The organism is Aneurinibacillus aneurinilyticus ATCC 12856 (assembly GCF_000466385.1).
Taxonomy (GTDB): Bacteria; Bacillota; Bacilli; order Aneurinibacillales; family Aneurinibacillaceae; genus Aneurinibacillus; species Aneurinibacillus aneurinilyticus.
This window is the reverse complement of sequence record NZ_KE952847.1, coordinates 26,717-45,006: the sequence shown is the minus strand read 5'-3', so window position 1 is coordinate 45,006 and position 18,290 is coordinate 26,717. Positions and strand designations below refer to the sequence as shown.

Sequence of the window (18,290 nt, the reverse complement as noted above, 5' to 3'; positions counted from 1 at the left end):
GGAACAAGTGGAACAAGAAGTATCCTATTTATTTATAAATAGTAAAAAGAAGTAATAGTAGCCTGTGCATACACGTATACACGCGCGTATAGGAAAATTGGGTCAAAGTTGTTTTCTTGTTCTGAGCCTTTTTATATGGGAGGTATTTATGCTTGAAAAATATATAGAAAAGAAACTGGTGGCTGAGGTAAAAAAGATGGGGGGCATTGCGGCGAAGTTTGTTAGCCCAGGTTTAGATGGGATGCCAGACCGCCTATTGCTTTTACCATATGGGAAGATGGCATTTGTGGAATTAAAGGCTCCCGGAAAGAAACCTCGCCTGTTACAGATTAGAAGAATAAAGCAATTACAGAAGTTAGGCTTTACTTGCTATGTAATTGATGATGTTAAGCAGATTGGAGGGATACTGGGTGAAATACAATCCTCATAAATATCAGACCTATGCAACCAATTTCATTTTAGAGCATCCCATTGCTGCGGTGTTTTTAGAAATGGGTCTTGGCAAAAGCGTCATTACTCTAACGGCTATATTTGATTTATGTCTTGATCGTTTTGAAGTTGGAAAGGTTCTGGTCATTGCCCCACTTCGAGTAGCAAGGGATACTTGGCCAGCTGAGATAAATAAGTGGGAGCATTTAAAAGGACTGGAGTTTTCGGTAGCCATCGGCACAGAACAGGAGCGATTGGCGGCTCTTAGAAAACCTGCAAGTGTCTATCTTATAAATAGAGAAAATGTGGACTGGTTGGTAAACAAAAGTGGCATCCCTTTTGACTATGACATGGTGGTAATCGATGAGCTATCATCCTTTAAATCCTATGGTGCAAAAAGATTTAAAAGTTTACTAAAAGTCAGACCAAGGGCAAAACGGATTGTGGGTCTTACGGGTACACCTTCCAGTAATGGGTTAATGGATTTGTGGGCAGAGTTTCGTATTCTCGACATGGGTAAAAGACTCGGCAGGTACATAACTCACTACCGCAATTCCTTTTTTACACCGGATAAACGTAATCAGCAAATCGTATTTTCATATAAACCGTTGCCAGGTGCTGAAGATGCCATCTATCGGCTCATTTCGGATATCACCATTTCCATGAAATCAGTCGATTTTCTGAAGATGCCAAAATGCATGATCAATGAAGTGCCTGTGTATCTAAATGAAAAAGAACAATCCGTATATGATCACTTTCGTGAAGAGATGGTTCTTGAATTTGCTGATGAAGAAATAGATGCCATGAATGCAGCCGTCCTTTCAGGGAAACTCCTGCAAATGGCAAACGGTGCTATCTATGATGATGATAAAAACCCCCATATTATCCACGACCGCAAGCTAGATGCTCTTGAGGATTTAATTGAAGGTGCTAACGGAAAACCTGTGCTTATTGCCTATTGGTATAATCACGATTTAGAGCGTATTAAGGCAAAATTCAATGTCAGAGAAATTAAGACTTCCAAGGATATCAAGGATTGGAACAACGGCGATATTTCTGTAGCGGTTATCCATCCTGCATCTGCGGGACACGGCCTTAACTTACAAAGTGGTGGTTCAACGCTTATCTGGTTTGGACTTACTTGGAGTCTGGAACTCTATCAGCAAACAAATGCGAGACTTTGGAGACAAGGTCAAAATGAGACAGTGGTTATTCATCACATTATTACTAAAGGTACGATTGATGAAGATGTGATGAGGGCTTTGAAACGAAAGGAAAAGACACAATCCGATCTTATCAATGCAGTCAAAGCAAATCTTGGGAAAGCGAGGGAAGTTGTATGATGGACGCTTTTGAAAAGCTGGCGAATGCCATTATTCTACAGGCGGTCAAGGATTATCGTTTTGCACTGAAAAGATTAGCAAAACACCCTCGCAATGATTCTGCTTTATATACGAAACGTGAGGTTGAGTGCTTCTTTCATTCTGGATTGTTCAATATCCTCACCTCTCTAAACCCTGACATGTTAATTCAACAGTTACAAGAGGAGGTGGTGCGATGATGACAGCTAAGGAATTCTTAAAACAGGCTTATCGTCTGAATGAATTGATTAATTCCGACCTTGAAGAGCTACAAAACTTAAGAGATCTATCAAGAAGTGTTTCATCTCCTGTGCTTGAGGAAAAAGTTAGTCGAACCAAGAGTACTGACCCGCCCTTTGAAAAATATGTGATTAGAATAGTAGATTTGGAGCAACAGATACAACAAGAGGTTGAACAATTAGTAAAGCTGAAATCGGATATTCGTGAAGCAATTAACCAGATGGAAAACGTGGATGAGAAGCTGATTCTTCGCTACCGATACATTAACTTTCTTAACTGGGAAGAAATCTGTGTCAACCTTAATGTTTCTATGAGAACTGTGCATAGACTCCATTCATCCGCTTTGCAACATTTAAAGGTTCCAAAATAAAAAGTTGGCATACTTTGGCACACATTGGCACAGGTTGACACTGTTTGTCCGTAGTGAAAGTTATATAATAGTAGTATGGAATATTAATAAACAGAAGCCTTCACGGGAGCATTTCTCCTGCGAGGGCTTTTTCTATGGGCAAAAGGAGGTGCAGTATGCCAAAGAAACCTAAGCGACCATGCTCTTACCCTGGTTGCCCAGAGCTGACTGACAGTCGCTTTTGTGAAGAACATAGCAAGAAGGAAGCTACACGGTATGAAAAGTATGACCGCGATCCAGCAACCCGTAAGCGTTATGGTCGTGCTTGGAAAAGAATACGTGACCGTTACATTGCAGCTCATCCTCTTTGCGAGGAATGCAAAAGACAAGGAAAGCTGACCCCGGCAACTGAAGTGCATCACATTCTTCCACTTGCAAGAGGTGGGACACACGATAGAAGTAATCTGATGGCTCTTTGTACTCCTTGCCACTCTGCAATCACAGCAAGAGATGGAGACCGTTGGGGAATCCGGTAGGGGGAGTCAAATCTCTACAGCTTTTTCTTTGTGTAACGGGCGTGGGGTAACGCGTGAAAATTCGCGGTTTCAAACGGGGTAATAGGTCCATCGATGAAAAGAGGTGAGTGAATGGCCAAAGACGGAACAAACCGAGGCGGCGCCCGTATAGGCTCCGGTCAAAAGAAAAAACCACTTGCTGACAAAATTGCAGAGGGAAATCCCGGTAAAAGAAAGCTTGAGGTCGTCGAGTTCAAGAATACTGCTGACCTGAAGGGGCAGGAAATGCCAAAGCCAAGGGCCATGCTCTCCGCAGTGCAAAAGGATGGGAAAACCTTAGAAGCGAGTGAAATCTATGAAATTACATGGAAATGGCTTGAGGAGCGAGAATGTGCCCATTTGGTACTTCCACAGCTTCTAGAACGGTATGCCATGAGTGCGGCCAGATGGATACAGTGTGAGGAAGCGGTAACCGAGTTTGGTTTTCTAGCAAAGCATCCAACTACCGGCAATGCAATTCAAAGTCCTTATGTAGCGATGAGCCAGAGCTTTATGAGTCAGACAAACAGGCTATGGATGGAGATATATCAAATCGTTAGGGAGAACTGTGCTACAGAGTACTCTGGTTTAAACCCACAGGACGATGTGATGGAGCGATTGCTATCTGCCCGCAGAGGAAAATAAAGATGAGGAGATACGGTGTAATGAGTAAGAGATATTTAACAGCAGAAAGTGTATGTGCTGGACATCCTGATAAACTATGCGACATCATAGCAGATAGCATTTTGGAAGCTTGCCTACGTAAAGATAGGGCATCAAGGGTGGCTTGCGAGATTATAGCGACTAAAGGAAAAATTATCGTGGCGGGCGAGATCTCCTGCAGCGGGAAAATCGACATCCGATACATTGTTAGAAATGTCCTAAAAGAGATTGGATACAACCCTCTAAAATTTTTGATTTATGTATATATACATAGTCAAAGTGTAGATATTGCGGCTGGTGTGAATACCGCACTGGAAGTACGAAATGGAATAAACGAACAGTACGGTTCCATAGGTGCTGGAGACCAGGGGACTATGTATGGCTATGCTACAAAGGAAACAAGGGAAATGCTCCCCCTCCCTCTTGTACTATCCCACAGAATAGTAAAAAGACTGGATGATTGTCGCAAAGGAAAGCTGATAAAAGGGATTCTTCCCGATGGTAAAGCACAAGTAACGGTAGAATATGAAGCTGACACTCCAGTAAGAATAAAGACGATTGTGATATCGGTACAGCACGATAAGAATAAAACACAGGAAGAACTTAAGGCAGATATCCTTAACAATGTCTTATGGCAGTGCTTTGAAGACTTCCCTTTTGATGATGAAACAGAAATTCTCATCAATCCATCAGGTCAGTTCGTACTTGGTGGACCCGCTGCCGATACGGGTTTGACTGGAAGAAAAATCATGGTCGATACCTATGGAGGGCTTGCATCTCATGGAGGTGGTGCTCTTTGTGGTAAAGACCCAACAAAAGTTGACCGAAGCGGTGCTTACATGGCTCGGTATATTGCCAAGCATATCGTTTGGTGTGGCTATGCCAAGAAATGTGAAGTGAGTATTTCCTATGCCATTGGTAAGGCAAACCCAGTAGCCTTTACTGTAAATACCCTTGGTACTGGCACTATTTCTGATGAAATATTAACTCTTGCTGCCCAGGAAACTTTCAACTTAAGACCTGCGGCCATCATTGAAAAACTGCGTCTTAGAAATGTGATTTACTCTGACACCGCGGCTTATGGTCACTTTAACAGTTGTCTGTTCCCGTGGGAGGATGTAAATAAATACAGTGAATTTAGAAAGGCGGTGGAAAAGTATGTTGATAGAGAAGATTAAAACTAAACAACTCATCCCCGCTGAATATAACCCAAGGAAAGATTTAAAACCGAGTGATTCGGAATATGAGAAACTTAAACGCTCCCTTGAGGAGTTTGGTTATGTAGAACCCGTTATATGGAATAAGACTACAGGCAGAGTTATCGGAGGTCATCAGCGTTTAAAAGTCCTGCTTAGTATGGGTATAGATGAGATAGAATGCGTAGTAGTTGAAATGGATGAGCAAAAGGAGAAGGCGCTGAACATTGCACTAAATAAAATTAGTGGTGATTGGGATAAAGACAAATTAGCACTTCTCATCACGGACCTAAATGCTTCAGACTTTGATGTGTCTTTGACAGGTTTTGACCCGGGAGAGTTGGACGATCTTTTCAAGGATTCCCTTAAGGATAATATAAAAGAAGATGATTTTGATGTAGACAGCGAGCTGAAAAAGCCCGCTGTTTCGCATTTAGGGGATGTTTGGCTACTTGGACAGCATCGATTAGTCTGTGGAGACAGTACAAAGAAAGACACCTTTGATGTCTTGATGGATGGGAAAGCTGCCAATCTGGTAGTTACGGACCCTCCATATAACGTCAACTATGAAGGCACTGCTGGAAAAATCAAAAATGACAATATGGCTAATGAAGCGTTCTATGATTTTCTGCTTGCGGCATTTCAAAACACCGAAGCAGCGATGGCAAAGGACGCATCTATTTATGTATTTCATGCTGATACGGAAGGACTCAATTTTAGAAGAGCATTCTCCGATGCAGGATTTTATCTTTCCGGTACTTGTATATGGAAAAAGCAGTCCCTTGTTCTCGGTCGCTCCCCATATCAGTGGCAGCATGAACCAGTACTCTTTGGATGGAAAAAGAAAGGCAAGCATCTCTGGTATTCAGACCGCAAGCAGACCACCATCTGGGAGTTTGAGAAACCAAAGAAAAATGGCGACCATCCAACCATGAAACCAGTGGCACTTGTGGCATACCCCATTATGAACTCAAGCCTTAGTAACTGCATCGTGCTTGATCCCTTTGGTGGTTCAGGAAGTACACTGATTGCTTGTGAGCAGACCGATAGAATTTGCTACACCATTGAACTGGATGAAAAGTACTGTGATGTCATTGTGGAAAGGTATATTGAGCAAGTCGGAAACTCGGATGGTGTGTTTCTTTTAAGAGATGGTTCGAAATTTAGATATGGTGACCTGCCAAATGTTGATTTATCTACACAAAATACCGCCGATTAATAGAACAGTATTTTCTACAGAAAGATGCTCTAAATGACTTGATAATAACAGCTTTTAGAGTGATATATGTACGTACCGAAAATAGAAAGGCGGTATGAAAATGAAGATTAACTATAATGTTACAGGACCAAAAAGAAAAGCACTGGTTAACGCGATCAGCCAAGAACTGAATGTTCCTGTTAAATACCTCGGTGCACCTACATTTGCATATGAGGTGGCAGACTACAATGTTAACAAAAACGGAGTTCTAAGTGGACCAGATAATAAGGAACTGGTTGATGATCTATTGGGTCTCCACGACTTTAAAGCAATTTCGGAAGAATTTGACACAACACCTCCTAAGGCAGAAACCAATAAAGCGGAAGAATCTATCAATCTGATAATTCAAATGCCACGGGCGGATTTTACCGATACGGCACTCGAGAACCTAAAAGGACTGGTAGAGAGCAAAGCAACTCTAATAAAGAAAGCAATTGATACGGATTCCATTCCCATCATTGTATATGAGGAATTTGTAGCATTCCCTTGGTTTCAAGGTGAGTGCTCCTCAGAGGAGGTTAAGGCATACACCCATTTTGTCACGGCACTTTGCGAAATGGCGAAAAAACAGACCCGTGTCAACTCCACCGAGAAATCAGTAGAGAATGAAAAATATGCTTTCCGTTGCTTCCTGCTAAGGCTTGGTTTTATCGGACCAGAATATAAGATGGAACGAAAGATTCTCCTTTCCAAGCTTTCAGGTAGCTCCGCTTTCAAAAGCGGAACGGCCAAGCAGGAGGTGAGTGAACAATGAATATCATTCACCCAGAAATGCTAACGCAACTTAGAAGCTATTACACTCCAGGAACACGTGTGATGCTACTTAAAATGAACGACCCTTATACTAAACTTCAGCCTGGATCTAAAGGTACGGTTACTAGTGTTGATGACATAGGAACGATTCATGTCAGTTGGGATTCGGGTGGTTCCCTTGGAGTAGCCTTTGGTGAGGATTTATGCAAGAGAATCGAAGAGTAAACATGAATCGGAGGAGGTAATAAATGAATGAGATAATCAAAGAACAAATCCTTTCCATCCGAGAAAGTGGAGTCACAAATATGTTTGATGCAAACCGAGTCCAGTATGAAGCAAATGAACGAGGGTTTTATGAATTGGTAGTCTATTTAATAGACCATAAAACGGAATATGCTCATTTCATACTGACGGGGGAAGTGGATGAAAATAAGTAAATAAAATTAAACTAGGATAAGAAGTAGGGCTTCATCTATAGGATTGAGGCTCTTTTCTTTTGTCCTTTTTCATAAAGGGGCGGTGTTTATGCGGAAACTGAAGAAATATAAGCCGACCGCCTTTATAGCTGATGGTTCATATTACGATGAGGATGCTGCTGATTACGCTGTAGCTTTTATCGAAGCACTCTCCCATACGAAAGGTTTATGGGCAGGTAAGCCTTTTGAACTTATCGATTGGCAGGAGCAAATTGTCCGTGATTTATTCGGTATCTTAAAACCTAATGGATACCGGCAGTTTAACACGGCTTATATAGAAATACCTAAAAAGATGGGAAAAAGCGAGCTTGCAGCAGCAATCGCACTTCTCCTCACTTGTGGAGATGGTGAAGAACGAGCAGAGGTATACGGTTGTGCCGCAGATCGCCAGCAGGCATCAATTGTATTTGAAGTAGCAGCCGATATGGTGCGGATGTGTCCAGCGCTGAATAAACGAGTAAAGTTGCTTGCTTCAACTAAGCGATTGGTGTACCTGCCGACCAACAGCTTCTATCAGGTATTGTCGGCTGAAGCCTACTCCAAACACGGCTTCAATATACATGGTGTTGTTTTTGATGAACTTCATACTCAGCCAAATCGGAAACTATTTGATGTTATGACGAAAGGATCTGGGGATGCAAGGACCCAACCGCTGTATTTTCTTATCACCACTGCGGGGACGGATACTCAGAGTATCTGCTACGAAACACACCAAAAAGCGGTTGATATTATTGAGGGCAGAAAATACGACCCTACCTTTTATCCCGTAATCTATGGTGCCAAAGAAGAGGATGATTGGACAGATCCAAAAGTGTGGAAGAAAGCAAATCCAAGCTTGGGAATTACGGTGGGGATTGACAAGGTAAGGGCTGCTTGTGAAAGTGCAAAGCAGAACCCAGCTGAGGAAAATAGCTTCCGGCAATTGCGCTTGAATCAATGGGTTAAACAGTCTGTCCGTTGGATGCCAATGGCAAAATGGGATGCCTGTGCATTTCCAGTTATTCCAGAAAGTCTTGAAGGGCGGGTATGTTATGGAGGTCTTGACCTATCTTCTACAACAGACATTACAGCCTTTGTGTTGGTGTTTCCACCGGAGGATGAAACAGATAAGTACGTTGTTCTTCCGTATTTTTGGATGCCAGAGGACAACATTGACCTCCGAGTCCGAAGAGACCATGTGCAATACGATCTTTGGGAGAAGCAAGGGTATATTCTAACTACAGAAGGCAATGTAGTACATTACGGCTACATTGAGCGGTTTATTGAGGAACTTGGAGAAAAGTATAACATTCGAGAAATTGCTTTTGACCGTTGGGGAGCTGTTCAAATGGTTCAGAACCTTGAAGGATTAGGCTTTACTGTCGTTCCTTTCGGTCAAGGCTTTAAAGATATGTCACCACCAACCAAAGAACTGATGAAATTGACATTAGAAGAAAGAATAGCACACGGTGGGCATCCAGTGCTTCGTTGGATGATGGACAACATCTTTATAAAAACTGATCCGGCGGGCAACGTGAAGCCGGATAAAGAAAAAAGTACAGAAAAAATAGATGGCGCGGTGGCAACTATCATGGCACTTGATCGTGCTATTCGTTGTGGCTCAGGTAATAGTGGAGATTCGGTGTATGACGAGCGAGGTTTGATTGTCTTTTAAACCTTAATGGTTAGCACAATGTTTATATTCGGAGGTGATGCCTATGAATCTAATAAAAGGACTGTTTCGTTCAAGAGACAAACCGCAAAATCGTGTGGGTAGTGCGTTCTCCTTCCTGTTTGGCGGTACGTCATCTGGCAAAATGGTTAATGAACGTACTGCAATGCAGGCAACAGCAGTGTATGCCTGCGTAAGGATATTAGCTGAAGCGATTGCCGGACTGCCACTTCATGTATATAGATATCGTTCTGATGGAGGTAAAGAAAGGATTCCTTTCCACCCGTTGTATTACCTTCTTCATGATGAACCAAATCCAGAGATGACTTCATTCGTGTTTCGAGAAACACTGATGAGTCATCTTTTACTTTGGGGAAATGCCTATGCACAGGTGGTCAGAAACGGTCGTGGGCAGGCAGTTGCACTTTATCCCCTACTTCCTAACAAGATGGAAGTTAGTCGAGTAACAAACGGAGAGCTGGTCTATACCTACTATCGTGATACTGATGAAAGTGGCCTAAACCCAAAAGGTGGCTATGTCACACTCCGTAAAGATGAAGTTCTACACATACCTGGCTTAGGTTTTGATGGACTCATTGGCTATAGCCCAATCGCTATGGCGAAAAATGCAATCGGAATGTCACTTGCTACTGAAGAATACGGTGCGGCATTCTTTGCCAATGGTGCTAATCCGGGAGGTGTGCTGGAACACCCAGGAGTAATCAAAGATATACAGAGGGTCAAGGATAGTTGGAATAGCGCTTACCAAGGCACAGGAAATGCTCACAAAATTGCTGTGTTGGAAGAAGGCATGAAGTTTCAAGCTATTGGTATCCCGCCGGAACAGGCGCAATTTCTTGAAACACGGAAATTCCAAATTAATGAGATAGCGAGGATTTTCCGAGTACCGCCTCATATGGTGGGTGATCTTGAGAAGTCTAGTTTTTCCAATATTGAGCAGCAATCGTTGGAGTTTGTAAAGTACACCCTCGATCCGTGGGTGGTGCGATGGGAACAAAGTCTCCAGCAATCACTTATTTTGCCTTCTGAGAAAACTTCACTGTTTATCAAGTTCAATTTGGACGGTCTGCTTCGTGGTGATTACCAAAGTCGTATGAATGGCTACGCTACAGGTCGACAAAATGGCTGGATGTCAGCCAACGATATCCGTGAACTGGAGGATATGAACCGGATACCGGCTGAGGAAGGCGGCGATTTATATCTGGTTAACGGAAATATGACGAAACTGGCTGACGCAGGTGCGTTTGCCAAAACCGAAGGAGGTCAGTAAATGAGGAAGTTCTGGAACTGGGTGCGAGATTCAGATGAAGTACGTACCCTCTATTTAAATGGAGTGATATCCGAAGAAACGTGGTGGGGCGATGAGGTCACACCTAAGATGTTTAAGGATGAACTGCTGGCAGGCACTGGCGATATTACGGTGTGGATTAATTCCCCTGGTGGTGATGTGTTTGCAGCAGCTCAGATTTATAACATGCTGATGGAGTATACCGGAAAAGTCACTGTAAAGATTGATGGGCTTGCGGCAAGTGCGGCATCCGTTATTGCAATGGCGGGTGGAGATGTGTATATGTCCCCAGTTTCCATGCTTATGATTCATAATCCATCAACGATTGCTATCGGTGACAGTGAGGAAATGTTGCGGGCAAAGGCTCTATTGGATGAGGTCAAGGAAAGCATTATTAATGCCTATGAGTTAAAAACGGGTCTTTCTCGAACAAAACTCTCCCATCTAATGGATGCAGAGTCATGGATGAATTCCAATAAAGCGATTGAACTTGGTTTTGCAGACAAAATCATGTTCATGGAAAGTGAACCACCGGATTTGACGGATAGTCTTATCTTTAGCAGGATGGCAGTTACTAACTCGCTTATCAGCAAACTGCCAAAACAACCAAAACAGAAAACAGGTACACCCATTGAGTCGCTAGATAAGCGGCTTTCTTTAATTTCGCACTAATTTAGAGGAGGAAATAACAATGAGTAAAATTCTTGAATTGCGCGAGAAACGCGCTAAAGCATGGGACGCAGCAAAGGCATTCCTTGATTCAAAACGTGGCGGTGATGGACTGTTATCCGCTGAGGACACGACAACCTATGAAAAAATGGAAGCCGATGTGGTGGCTCTTGGTAAGGAAATTGAGCGTTTAGAACGTCAAGCATCTATCGACTTGGAACTGTCGAAAGCAACCAGTAACCCAATTACGAACGAACCTACTAGAACTGGAGAGGAAAAGACTGGTCGCGCAAGTGCTGAATACAAAAAAGCTTTCTGGAATGCGATGCGTGATAATGTCAGCTATGAAGTAAGGAACGCTTTAAAGATTGGCACTGATTCCGAAGGCGGATTCCTCGTGCCAGATGAGTTTGAGCGTACGCTTGTAGAAGCCCTAGAGGAAGAAAATATCTTCCGTAGGTTGGCCAATGTAATCACTACATCTTCTGGTGACCGCAAGATTCCTGTTGTTGCAAGCAAAGGCACTGCAAGTTGGATCGATGAAGAGGGAGCTATACCAGAGAGTGATGACAGCTTCGGTCAAGTATCGATTGGTGCTTATAAACTAGCAACGATGATCAAAGTCTCTGAGGAACTGCTAAATGATTCCGTGTTTAATCTCGAAAGCTACATCACAAGAGAATTCGCCCGTCGCATTGGTAACAAGGAGGAGGAAGCCTTCTTTATAGGTGACGGTACAGGAAAGCCAACAGGAATTCTGAATGCTACTGGTGGTGGTCAAGTTGGGGTTACTGCGGCAAGTGCCACTGCCATCACTTTGGATGAGGTATTAGATTTATTCTACAGCTTAAAAGCACCGTATCGAAATAAGGCAGTATTCGTAATGAATGACGCCACTATAAAAGCTATCCGTAAATTAAAGGACGGAAACGGACAGTACTTATGGCAACCTTCTGTCCAAGCGGGGACACCTGATACGATTCTTAACCGCCCGCTGTACACCTCATCCTATGTACCTACTATTGAAGCAGGTGCAAAGACTATGGTATTCGGTGATTTTAGTTATTACTGGGTGGCAGACCGTCAAGGACGCGTATTCAAACGATTAAATGAACTCTATGCTGTTACAGGTCAAGTAGGATTTATTGCGACTCAGCGAGTTGATGGAAAGCTTATCTTACAGGAGGCCGTTAAGGTACTCCAACAGAAAGCCTAACGGAGGTGCTTTATGAGTTATAACACGAAGAATTATACCGAACAAGGCGGAGAAAAAACTGTCATCGGAGGTGTTTTAGAAATTAAAGAAGGGGCCTCGGTTATGGGGCTTCCTGTTGCTGAAAACCAGGCAGACAGCACCGCCACCGATGTTGCTGGTCTAGTTACGGACTTCAATGCCCTGCTTGCCAAACTAAAAGCAGCTGGGCTTATGGAGGCTGACTAAGGTGGAATGTAAAGGAGGTTGGTGGTATGGCAGTGGCAGATAATCTCTTGCCTAAAGTTAAAGCGAACTTAATTTTAGCACATGATCAGGATGATGCCCTCCTTATTGGATTTATCACTGCTGCAGTCTCCTATGCACAGAGCTATCAGCACGTTCCTGAAAACTATTATGAAACACATGCTATGCCTCCAACAACAGAACAAGCAGTGATCATGTTGTCGAGTCATTTCTATGAAAGTAGAGATGGCTCGACGGCAGGTTTCTTTGCTGATAGCGTACAGGCGGGACAACAAGTATGGAATACAGTGAACTTGCTTTTACGACTTGATCGAGAGTGGGGTGTTTAGTGTGAGCTTTGGGAAGATGAACACCTTCATCGATATCATTTGCACGATACCCACAAAGGATAAGGAAGGCTTCGCCACAAAAGATGACAACATACTCGCAAGTGTACTTGCTTACAAGGAAGATCGGCATGGCAGTGAGCGATGGACGAATATGGCATCATTTTCATCTGCAACTTCCCTATTCAGGTTTAGAAAAATCTTCGGACTTAAGGTGACCAATGAAATGGTTATCGTCTGCGATGATGGCAGATATCAAATTTTAAGTGTTGAAGATGTAAGAAACCGAGGGATGTATGTCGAGGTTTTAGCCGAAAAGCTAGAACCAACTGTGAGGTGATGGATATGGCAAAAGCGAATATAAAGATGCCAGAAGAATTCCTTTTAAAGGTATCTCGATTAGCTGACCAGACCGATGTGATTCTTCCTAAGGTTTTGGAAGTTGGCGGTGAAGTGGTGCTGGATAAAGTTAAGGGAAATTTGAGCAAGGTGGTTGGCAAGGACACGAAATATCCATCCAAAAGCACTGGTGAGTTGCTATCTTCACTGGGCCTTTCTGGTGCAAAACAGGATAGAAACGGAAACTTCAATGTAAAAGTCGGCTTTGCTGAGCCGCGCTCTGATGGTGAGAGCAATGCTAAACTTGCCAGCATTATCGAATATGGCAAACATGGTCAGCCTGCAAAACCCTTCCTAAAGCCTGCGAGGAATGCATCTAGGAAACCTTGCATCAATGCAATGGTCGCCAAGCTGGAGGAGGAAATCGAGAAGATATGAATATCTTAGAGGAATTGAATACACTTGTGACCGCTATACCGCTCCCCGTGGAAACCGGGGTTTTTTCAGGTTTGGCACCAGATGAGTATGTCGTGATTCTCCCTCTTTCGGATATTTTTGAAGTTCATGCGGATAACCGTCCAGGCTTTGATGTGCAGGAAGCGAGGATATCACTGTTCTCAAAAAATAACTACCTAGAGCGGAAAAGACAGCTCACAACGGCTTTAATAAATGCAGATTTTACTGTGACCGAACGAAGATATATCGGTCACGAGGATGATACTGGATATCATCATTACGCCATCGATGTGGCGAAAAACTATAGATTGGAGGATTAACACATGGCAACGATTGGTCTTGATAGACTGTACTATTCAAAAATAACCGAGGACGCTAACGGTGAGGAAACTTATGCCCAACCTTCTGTGCTGGCAAAAGCCATCACTGCTGAACTTTCGGTAGAACTGGTGGAAGCAATTCTGTATGCTGACGATGGTGCGGCTGAGGTTGTGAAAGACTTTAACAGTGGTACTCTCACTCTCGGTGTTGACGACATTGGTCCGACAGTTGCAGCGGATTTAACTGGTGCTTCTACAGATGACAACGGAGTATTAATCTCAGCCAGTGAAAATGTGGGTACACCAGTTGCAGTAGGGTTTCGTGCACAAAGGGCTAATGGAACATACCGCTATTTTTGGCTGTATCGCGTTAAGTTTGGACTACCAGCTACCAACTTACAGACAAAGGCTGATTCCATTACCTTTTCTACACCCACCATCGAAGGAACCGTTATGCGTAGGAATAAGCTGGATGGATTGGGCAAGCACCCATGGAAAGCGGAAGTTACAGAAGGTGATCCTGGTGTTTCATCGACCACCATAACAGGCTGGTTCACTGAAGTCTATGAACCTGTATATACACCTGAACCATAGGAGGGGAAATCATGGATAATGATAGAAGTGCCTCAATCAACATACGTGACAAAGAGTATGAACTGGTTTTAACTACACGTGCAACAAAGGCCATTGCCGGTCGTTACGGTGGTCTTGAAAACCTTGGAGAAAAACTGATGAAATCAGAAAACTTCGAGATGGCACTGGACGAGATTGTTTGGCTAATTACATTGCTTGCAAACCAGTCCATTTTGATTCGTAATCTTAAGAATAAGAACGCACCAGAAGAATTGCTTACAGAGGAAGAAGTGGAGCTTCTTACTTCACCGCTTGACTTAGCGGCATATAAAACTGCAATTACCGAGGCAATGTTCAAAGGTACAAAGAGAAATGTGGAAAGTGAGGAGGAAACTCCAAAAAACGTGGAAGTCGGGTAACGGACGCTGAGGTCTTTACCCGGCTTCTTTATTATGGAACAGTCCAGATGGGCATGGAGGCAGAGGAATTCTGGCTTCTGCCAATTGGACTGTTTTTTGATTTATGGGCTTGCCATAAGCAGTGGCATGGCATTGAAAAGCCAAAGAAAACTCAGACCATTGACGATATTATCCCACTAGGCATATAGGAGGAGGTGAAGGGATGGCGGATAATTTTGGATTAAAAATAGGTGTCGAGGGTGAGCGAGAATTTAAGAAGGCACTCTCCGAAATCAATCAATCATTTAAGGTACTAGGTAGTGAAATGGCCCTTGTAACCAGTCAATTTGATAAAAACGATAAATCCATTCAATCGATCACGGCTCGAAATGCCGTTTTAAATAAAGAAATTGACGCACAGAAAGAAAAGATTTCTACCCTTAAGGCTGCCCTTGATAATGCCTCCTCCTCTTTCGGTGAAAATGACCGTCGTACCCAAAACTGGCAGATCCAATTAAATAGGGCTCAGGCAGAACTGAACCTTATGGAACGTGAACTTGAGGAGTCTACAATTGAAGCGGATAATCTCGGTGAAGAGTTAGAGGATTCAGGTAAAAGTGCAGAGGATGCTGGTGGCAGGTTTGAAAAGCTTGGCGGTGTACTCAAGGGAATTAGTGTGGCGATGGGTGCGGTTGCAGTTGCAGCCGGAGCCGCTGCTATTAAGTTAGGTAAAGAAGTAGTCACGCAGTTTGGAGAGCTGGAACAAAACCTGGGCGGCTCAGAAGCGGTTTTTGGTGCATACGCTGCATCGATTCAGAAAACGGGTGAGGAAGCTTATAAAAATCTTGGTGTTTCCCAAAGTGAGTACCTTGCAACTGCCAACAAAATGGGCGCGTTATTCCAAGGTTCTGGTATACAGCAACAGAGAAGTCTTGAGCTAACTGAAAAGGCCATGCAACGTGCGGCAGACATGGCATCTGTTATGGGTATTGATATGTCCTCGGCATTGGAGGCAGTCACTGGGGCGGCAAAGGGTAACTTTGATATGATGGATAACTTAGGTGTTGCGATGAACGCTACAAACATCGAAGCCTATGCTCTCGCAAAGGGTCTGGATTTCACTTGGAATACTGCAACACAAGCGGAAAAAGCCGAAGTAGCAATGCAAATGTTCTTTGAGAACACAGAGCAGTATGCAGGTAACTTTGCAAAAGAATCAACCGAGACAATCTCCGGTTCTATTGGGTTACTACAGGCCGCACTTGGTTCATTTACAGCTGGACTCGGTAATGCCAATGCTGATATGACGAATCTGACTGAGAATCTTGTTGATGCTTTCGAGGCGGTTGTCACTAATATTGTACCGGTTTTAGAAAATATCGTAGCCGCCTTGCCAACAGCGACAGGCGCAATATTAGCGGCGGTTGCAGACTTGCTACCAATGCTTCTTGAATTGGTTACAAATATATTCGCGCAAGTACTGGAAACAATTTTGAGCCTTTTACCCGAACTTATTCCAGCGACGGTAAGTGCTCTAATGACGATTGTCGGTGCATTAATTGATAACCTTCCACTGCTAATAAATGCAGCAATTGAATTAGTAACAGCACTTGTGGAGGGAATCGGCATAGCGTTACCACAACTCATCCCTGCGGCAGTTTCTGCAGTTATGCAGATTGTCCAAGGATTGATGGATAACCTACCACTCATTTTGGATGCCGCTTTGCAGTTGATTATAGGGTTAGCACAGGGATTGGTAGAGGCAATACCTCAGCTTACTTCTGCCTTACCGGTCATCATCAAAGCAATAGTGGATTTTATCATTGCATCTATTCCACAGATTATTGATGCGGGTATTCAATTATTGACCTCACTGGTCACAGCTTTGCCTACCATTATTACAGCAGTTGTGGAAGCAATTCCGCAAATTATCGATAGTATCATCAGTGCTGTTATTGGGTCGATTCCTTTGATTATTGATGCAGGTATCCGGCTTCTAATATCACTCATACAGGCATTGCCACAGATTATTACTACTGTTGTAGGTGCTATTCCCAAGATTGTTAGCTCGCTGGTCAATGCCATTATTGGTAACATCGATAAGATTATCTTAGCGGGTGTACAACTGTTTGTGGCACTGATTGCAAATCTGCCAAGGATAATCGTGGAGATCGTAAAAGCCGTACCGCAGATTATCTCTGGACTGGTTAGGGCCTTTACTGGCTATATCGGTCAAATGGCACAAGTGGGCGGCAATTTGATTAAAGGGTTGTGGAAGGGTATATCAGACGCAGGTGCATGGTTATGGGGTAAAATATCCGGGTTTTTCGGAAATGTTGTATCGAGGATAAAAGACTTTTTCGGTATCCGCTCCCCTTCAACTCTATTTGCTGGAATTGGCCACAACATGGGTGAAGGTATCGGTGTAGGTTTTGAGGATGCAATGACAGCAGTTTCAAGGGATATGCAAAATGCAGTACCAACCAGCTTTGATTTTAATTACAGAGGTGTATCTGGACAAGGTAATGCCACGGGTTCAAGTATCACTCAAAATATTTCAGTTGTGACACCTAAAGCTCTATCAGAAAAAGAATTAGCACGGGAGTTTAAGAACCTATCCCGTAAACTGGCACTTGAATTGTAAAGGAGGTACGGAAATGGAGCTAACATACACCAATAGAGATGGAGAGAGTATTACGCTTAAGCAAAGCCGACCGTACTTTCTTACGAAGGTAGACGGTACTGGAAATATTCGTCAAACCGTCAACACTTTCAAGGCGCCGGATCAGGATGGCGCTTTTTATATTTCCTCCACACTAGATATGCGAAACATAACGATTGAAGGTACGGTTGTTGCTGATACTCCCGATGAAGCCTTTAAAAGGAGACAACGATTCCTTCAAATATTCAGCCCAAAGCTACTAGGGACCCTTCAATACCGTGACCGACAGATATCCTGCGTGGTGGAGGAGGCGGGTTTTAGTGTTTCTAATCGGCAACGAATACCAAACTTCTTTGTCAGTCTACTCTGCCCATCCCCTTTCTTCGAGACATTAAATGAGGTGCGAGAGGAACTGGCATCATGGATACCGCTATTTGAGTTTGAATTGGAAATTCCTATGAGTGGGATGGAGTTCGGAATGCGTCAACCTAGCCAAATCATTACAGTGGAAAATATCGGGGATGTATCTTGTGGATGTGAGATTGTATTCCGAGCCTTAGGTACTGTGTCGAACCCTGAACTATTAAACATAGACACGGGAGAATATATCCGACTTCTCACTACAATGAGCGCTGGGGATGAACTTCGCGTATACACCCACTTCGCTGGTAAGCGTGTGGTCCAGATTAATGGGTCAACGATTACAAATGCTTTTTCACTGTTGGATACCAATTCGGTGTTCTTTCAACTCGCGGCAGGTCTTAATACACTACGATACGATGCTTCAGTCAATATGGAACTGCTAGAGGTTAGTATTTACTTTCGTCCGCAGTTTCTGGGGGTGTGAAA

At 43.4% G+C, this 18,290-nt stretch carries 25 protein-coding genes; all 25 read left to right on the top strand.

All coding sequences use genetic code 11. The annotated features are described in order from the left end of the window. Nucleotides 1-148 precede the first annotated feature (148 nt). The 25 genes from HMPREF0083_RS18240 to HMPREF0083_RS18125 all read left to right on the top strand — a co-directional run bounded on the left by HMPREF0083_RS18240 (nt 149) and on the right by HMPREF0083_RS18125 (nt 18,288). Entirely contained in the window at nt 149-430 is a 282-nt protein-coding gene (locus tag HMPREF0083_RS18240) for a VRR-NUC domain-containing protein (RefSeq protein WP_040303634.1), read from the top strand. Next, on the top strand, nt 411-1,772 hold the full coding sequence (locus HMPREF0083_RS18235) for a DEAD/DEAH box helicase (RefSeq protein ID WP_021623119.1): 1,362 nt from the start codon (nt 411-413) through the stop codon (nt 1,770-1,772). Before HMPREF0083_RS18240 ends, HMPREF0083_RS18235 begins: the two co-directional genes overlap by 20 nt. After that, complete coding sequence (locus tag HMPREF0083_RS18230; RefSeq protein ID WP_021623118.1) at nt 1,769-1,990, top strand: hypothetical protein; 222 nt, start codon at nt 1,769-1,771, stop codon at nt 1,988-1,990. The genes HMPREF0083_RS18235 and HMPREF0083_RS18230 overlap by 4 nt, the downstream gene beginning before the upstream one ends. Further along, a complete protein-coding gene (locus HMPREF0083_RS18225) occupies nt 1,987-2,400 on the top strand; it encodes a DUF1492 domain-containing protein (protein ID WP_021623117.1) in 414 nt (137 codons plus the stop codon). The genes HMPREF0083_RS18230 and HMPREF0083_RS18225 overlap by 4 nt, the downstream gene beginning before the upstream one ends. 155 nt (nt 2,401-2,555) lie before the next feature. Further along, nucleotides 2,556-2,915: an HNH endonuclease gene (locus tag HMPREF0083_RS18220; RefSeq protein ID WP_040303629.1), complete on the top strand. Its 360-nt coding sequence runs from the start codon at nt 2,556-2,558 to the stop codon at nt 2,913-2,915. Between the two features lie 111 nt (nt 2,916-3,026). After that, nucleotides 3,027-3,578, top strand: coding sequence for a P27 family phage terminase small subunit (locus HMPREF0083_RS18215; protein WP_012102995.1), 552 nt, complete (start codon nt 3,027-3,029; stop codon nt 3,576-3,578). Nucleotides 3,579-3,598: 20 nt separating this feature from the next. Continuing rightward, a complete protein-coding gene (gene metK, locus HMPREF0083_RS18210) occupies nt 3,599-4,774 on the top strand; it encodes a methionine adenosyltransferase (RefSeq protein ID WP_148316014.1) in 1,176 nt (391 codons plus the stop codon). Continuing rightward, a complete protein-coding gene (locus HMPREF0083_RS18205; RefSeq protein ID WP_021623114.1) occupies nt 4,755-6,011 on the top strand; it encodes a site-specific DNA-methyltransferase in 1,257 nt (418 codons plus the stop codon). The genes metK and HMPREF0083_RS18205 overlap by 20 nt, the downstream gene beginning before the upstream one ends. 100 nt (nt 6,012-6,111) lie before the next feature. Then, nucleotides 6,112-6,804 (top strand): hypothetical protein, encoded by a 693-nt coding sequence (locus tag HMPREF0083_RS18200; protein WP_040303621.1) that lies wholly within the window; start codon nt 6,112-6,114, stop codon nt 6,802-6,804. After that, on the top strand, nt 6,801-7,028 hold the full coding sequence (locus HMPREF0083_RS18195; protein ID WP_021623112.1) for a DUF4314 domain-containing protein: 228 nt from the start codon (nt 6,801-6,803) through the stop codon (nt 7,026-7,028). Before HMPREF0083_RS18200 ends, HMPREF0083_RS18195 begins: the two co-directional genes overlap by 4 nt. A gap of 23 nt (nt 7,029-7,051) precedes the next feature. Further along, nucleotides 7,052-7,240, top strand: a complete 189-nt coding sequence (locus tag HMPREF0083_RS18190) for a DUF5049 domain-containing protein (protein ID WP_021623111.1) — start codon at nt 7,052-7,054, stop codon at nt 7,238-7,240. Nucleotides 7,241-7,328: 88 nt separating this feature from the next. Beyond that, on the top strand, nt 7,329-8,933 hold the full coding sequence (locus HMPREF0083_RS18185; protein ID WP_021623110.1) for a terminase large subunit: 1,605 nt from the start codon (nt 7,329-7,331) through the stop codon (nt 8,931-8,933). 43 nt (nt 8,934-8,976) lie between these two features. Beyond that, nucleotides 8,977-10,221: a phage portal protein gene (locus HMPREF0083_RS18180; RefSeq protein WP_040303612.1), complete on the top strand. Its 1,245-nt coding sequence runs from the start codon at nt 8,977-8,979 to the stop codon at nt 10,219-10,221. Continuing rightward, nucleotides 10,222-10,911 carry a head maturation protease, ClpP-related gene (locus tag HMPREF0083_RS18175; protein ID WP_021623108.1) on the top strand — a complete coding sequence of 230 codons (690 nt, stop codon included), beginning with the start codon at nt 10,222-10,224 and terminating at the stop codon, nt 10,909-10,911. It abuts the gene before it with no gap. A 19-nt stretch (nt 10,912-10,930) separates the two neighbouring features. Continuing rightward, nucleotides 10,931-12,124 (top strand): phage major capsid protein, encoded by a 1,194-nt coding sequence (locus tag HMPREF0083_RS18170; protein ID WP_021623107.1) that lies wholly within the window; start codon nt 10,931-10,933, stop codon nt 12,122-12,124. A gap of 12 nt (nt 12,125-12,136) precedes the next feature. Then, nucleotides 12,137-12,349: a head fiber protein gene (locus HMPREF0083_RS18165; protein ID WP_000121277.1), complete on the top strand. Its 213-nt coding sequence runs from the start codon at nt 12,137-12,139 to the stop codon at nt 12,347-12,349. Nucleotides 12,350-12,375: 26 nt separating this feature from the next. Then, nucleotides 12,376-12,696, top strand: coding sequence for a head-tail connector protein (locus HMPREF0083_RS18160; RefSeq protein WP_000257312.1), 321 nt, complete (start codon nt 12,376-12,378; stop codon nt 12,694-12,696). 1 nt (nt 12,697) lies between these two features. Then, nucleotides 12,698-13,033 carry a head-tail adaptor protein gene (locus tag HMPREF0083_RS18155; protein WP_019155112.1) on the top strand — a complete coding sequence of 112 codons (336 nt, stop codon included), beginning with the start codon at nt 12,698-12,700 and terminating at the stop codon, nt 13,031-13,033. Between the two features lie 5 nt (nt 13,034-13,038). Further along, entirely contained in the window at nt 13,039-13,470 is a 432-nt protein-coding gene (locus HMPREF0083_RS18150; RefSeq protein ID WP_040303601.1) for an HK97-gp10 family putative phage morphogenesis protein, read from the top strand. Then, the gene (locus tag HMPREF0083_RS18145) at nt 13,467-13,808 is read left to right on the top strand and encodes a hypothetical protein (protein ID WP_021623104.1); all 342 of its coding nucleotides are present in this window, start codon (nt 13,467-13,469) and stop codon (nt 13,806-13,808) included. The genes HMPREF0083_RS18150 and HMPREF0083_RS18145 overlap by 4 nt, the downstream gene beginning before the upstream one ends. A 3-nt stretch (nt 13,809-13,811) precedes the next feature. Beyond that, a complete protein-coding gene (locus tag HMPREF0083_RS18140; protein WP_018664396.1) occupies nt 13,812-14,402 on the top strand; it encodes a major tail protein in 591 nt (196 codons plus the stop codon). Between the two features lie 11 nt (nt 14,403-14,413). Next, entirely contained in the window at nt 14,414-14,800 is a 387-nt protein-coding gene (locus HMPREF0083_RS18135) for a hypothetical protein (RefSeq protein ID WP_021623103.1), read from the top strand. A gap of 47 nt (nt 14,801-14,847) precedes the next feature. Next, nucleotides 14,848-14,988 (top strand): hypothetical protein, encoded by a 141-nt coding sequence (locus tag HMPREF0083_RS28800; protein WP_000525096.1) that lies wholly within the window; start codon nt 14,848-14,850, stop codon nt 14,986-14,988. A 14-nt stretch (nt 14,989-15,002) separates the two neighbouring features. Further along, nucleotides 15,003-17,423, top strand: a complete 2,421-nt coding sequence (locus HMPREF0083_RS18130) for a phage tail protein (RefSeq protein ID WP_021623102.1) — start codon at nt 15,003-15,005, stop codon at nt 17,421-17,423. A gap of 13 nt (nt 17,424-17,436) precedes the next feature. After that, nucleotides 17,437-18,288, top strand: coding sequence for a phage tail family protein (locus HMPREF0083_RS18125; RefSeq protein WP_040303594.1), 852 nt, complete (start codon nt 17,437-17,439; stop codon nt 18,286-18,288). Nucleotides 18,289-18,290: the final 2 nt, after the last annotated feature.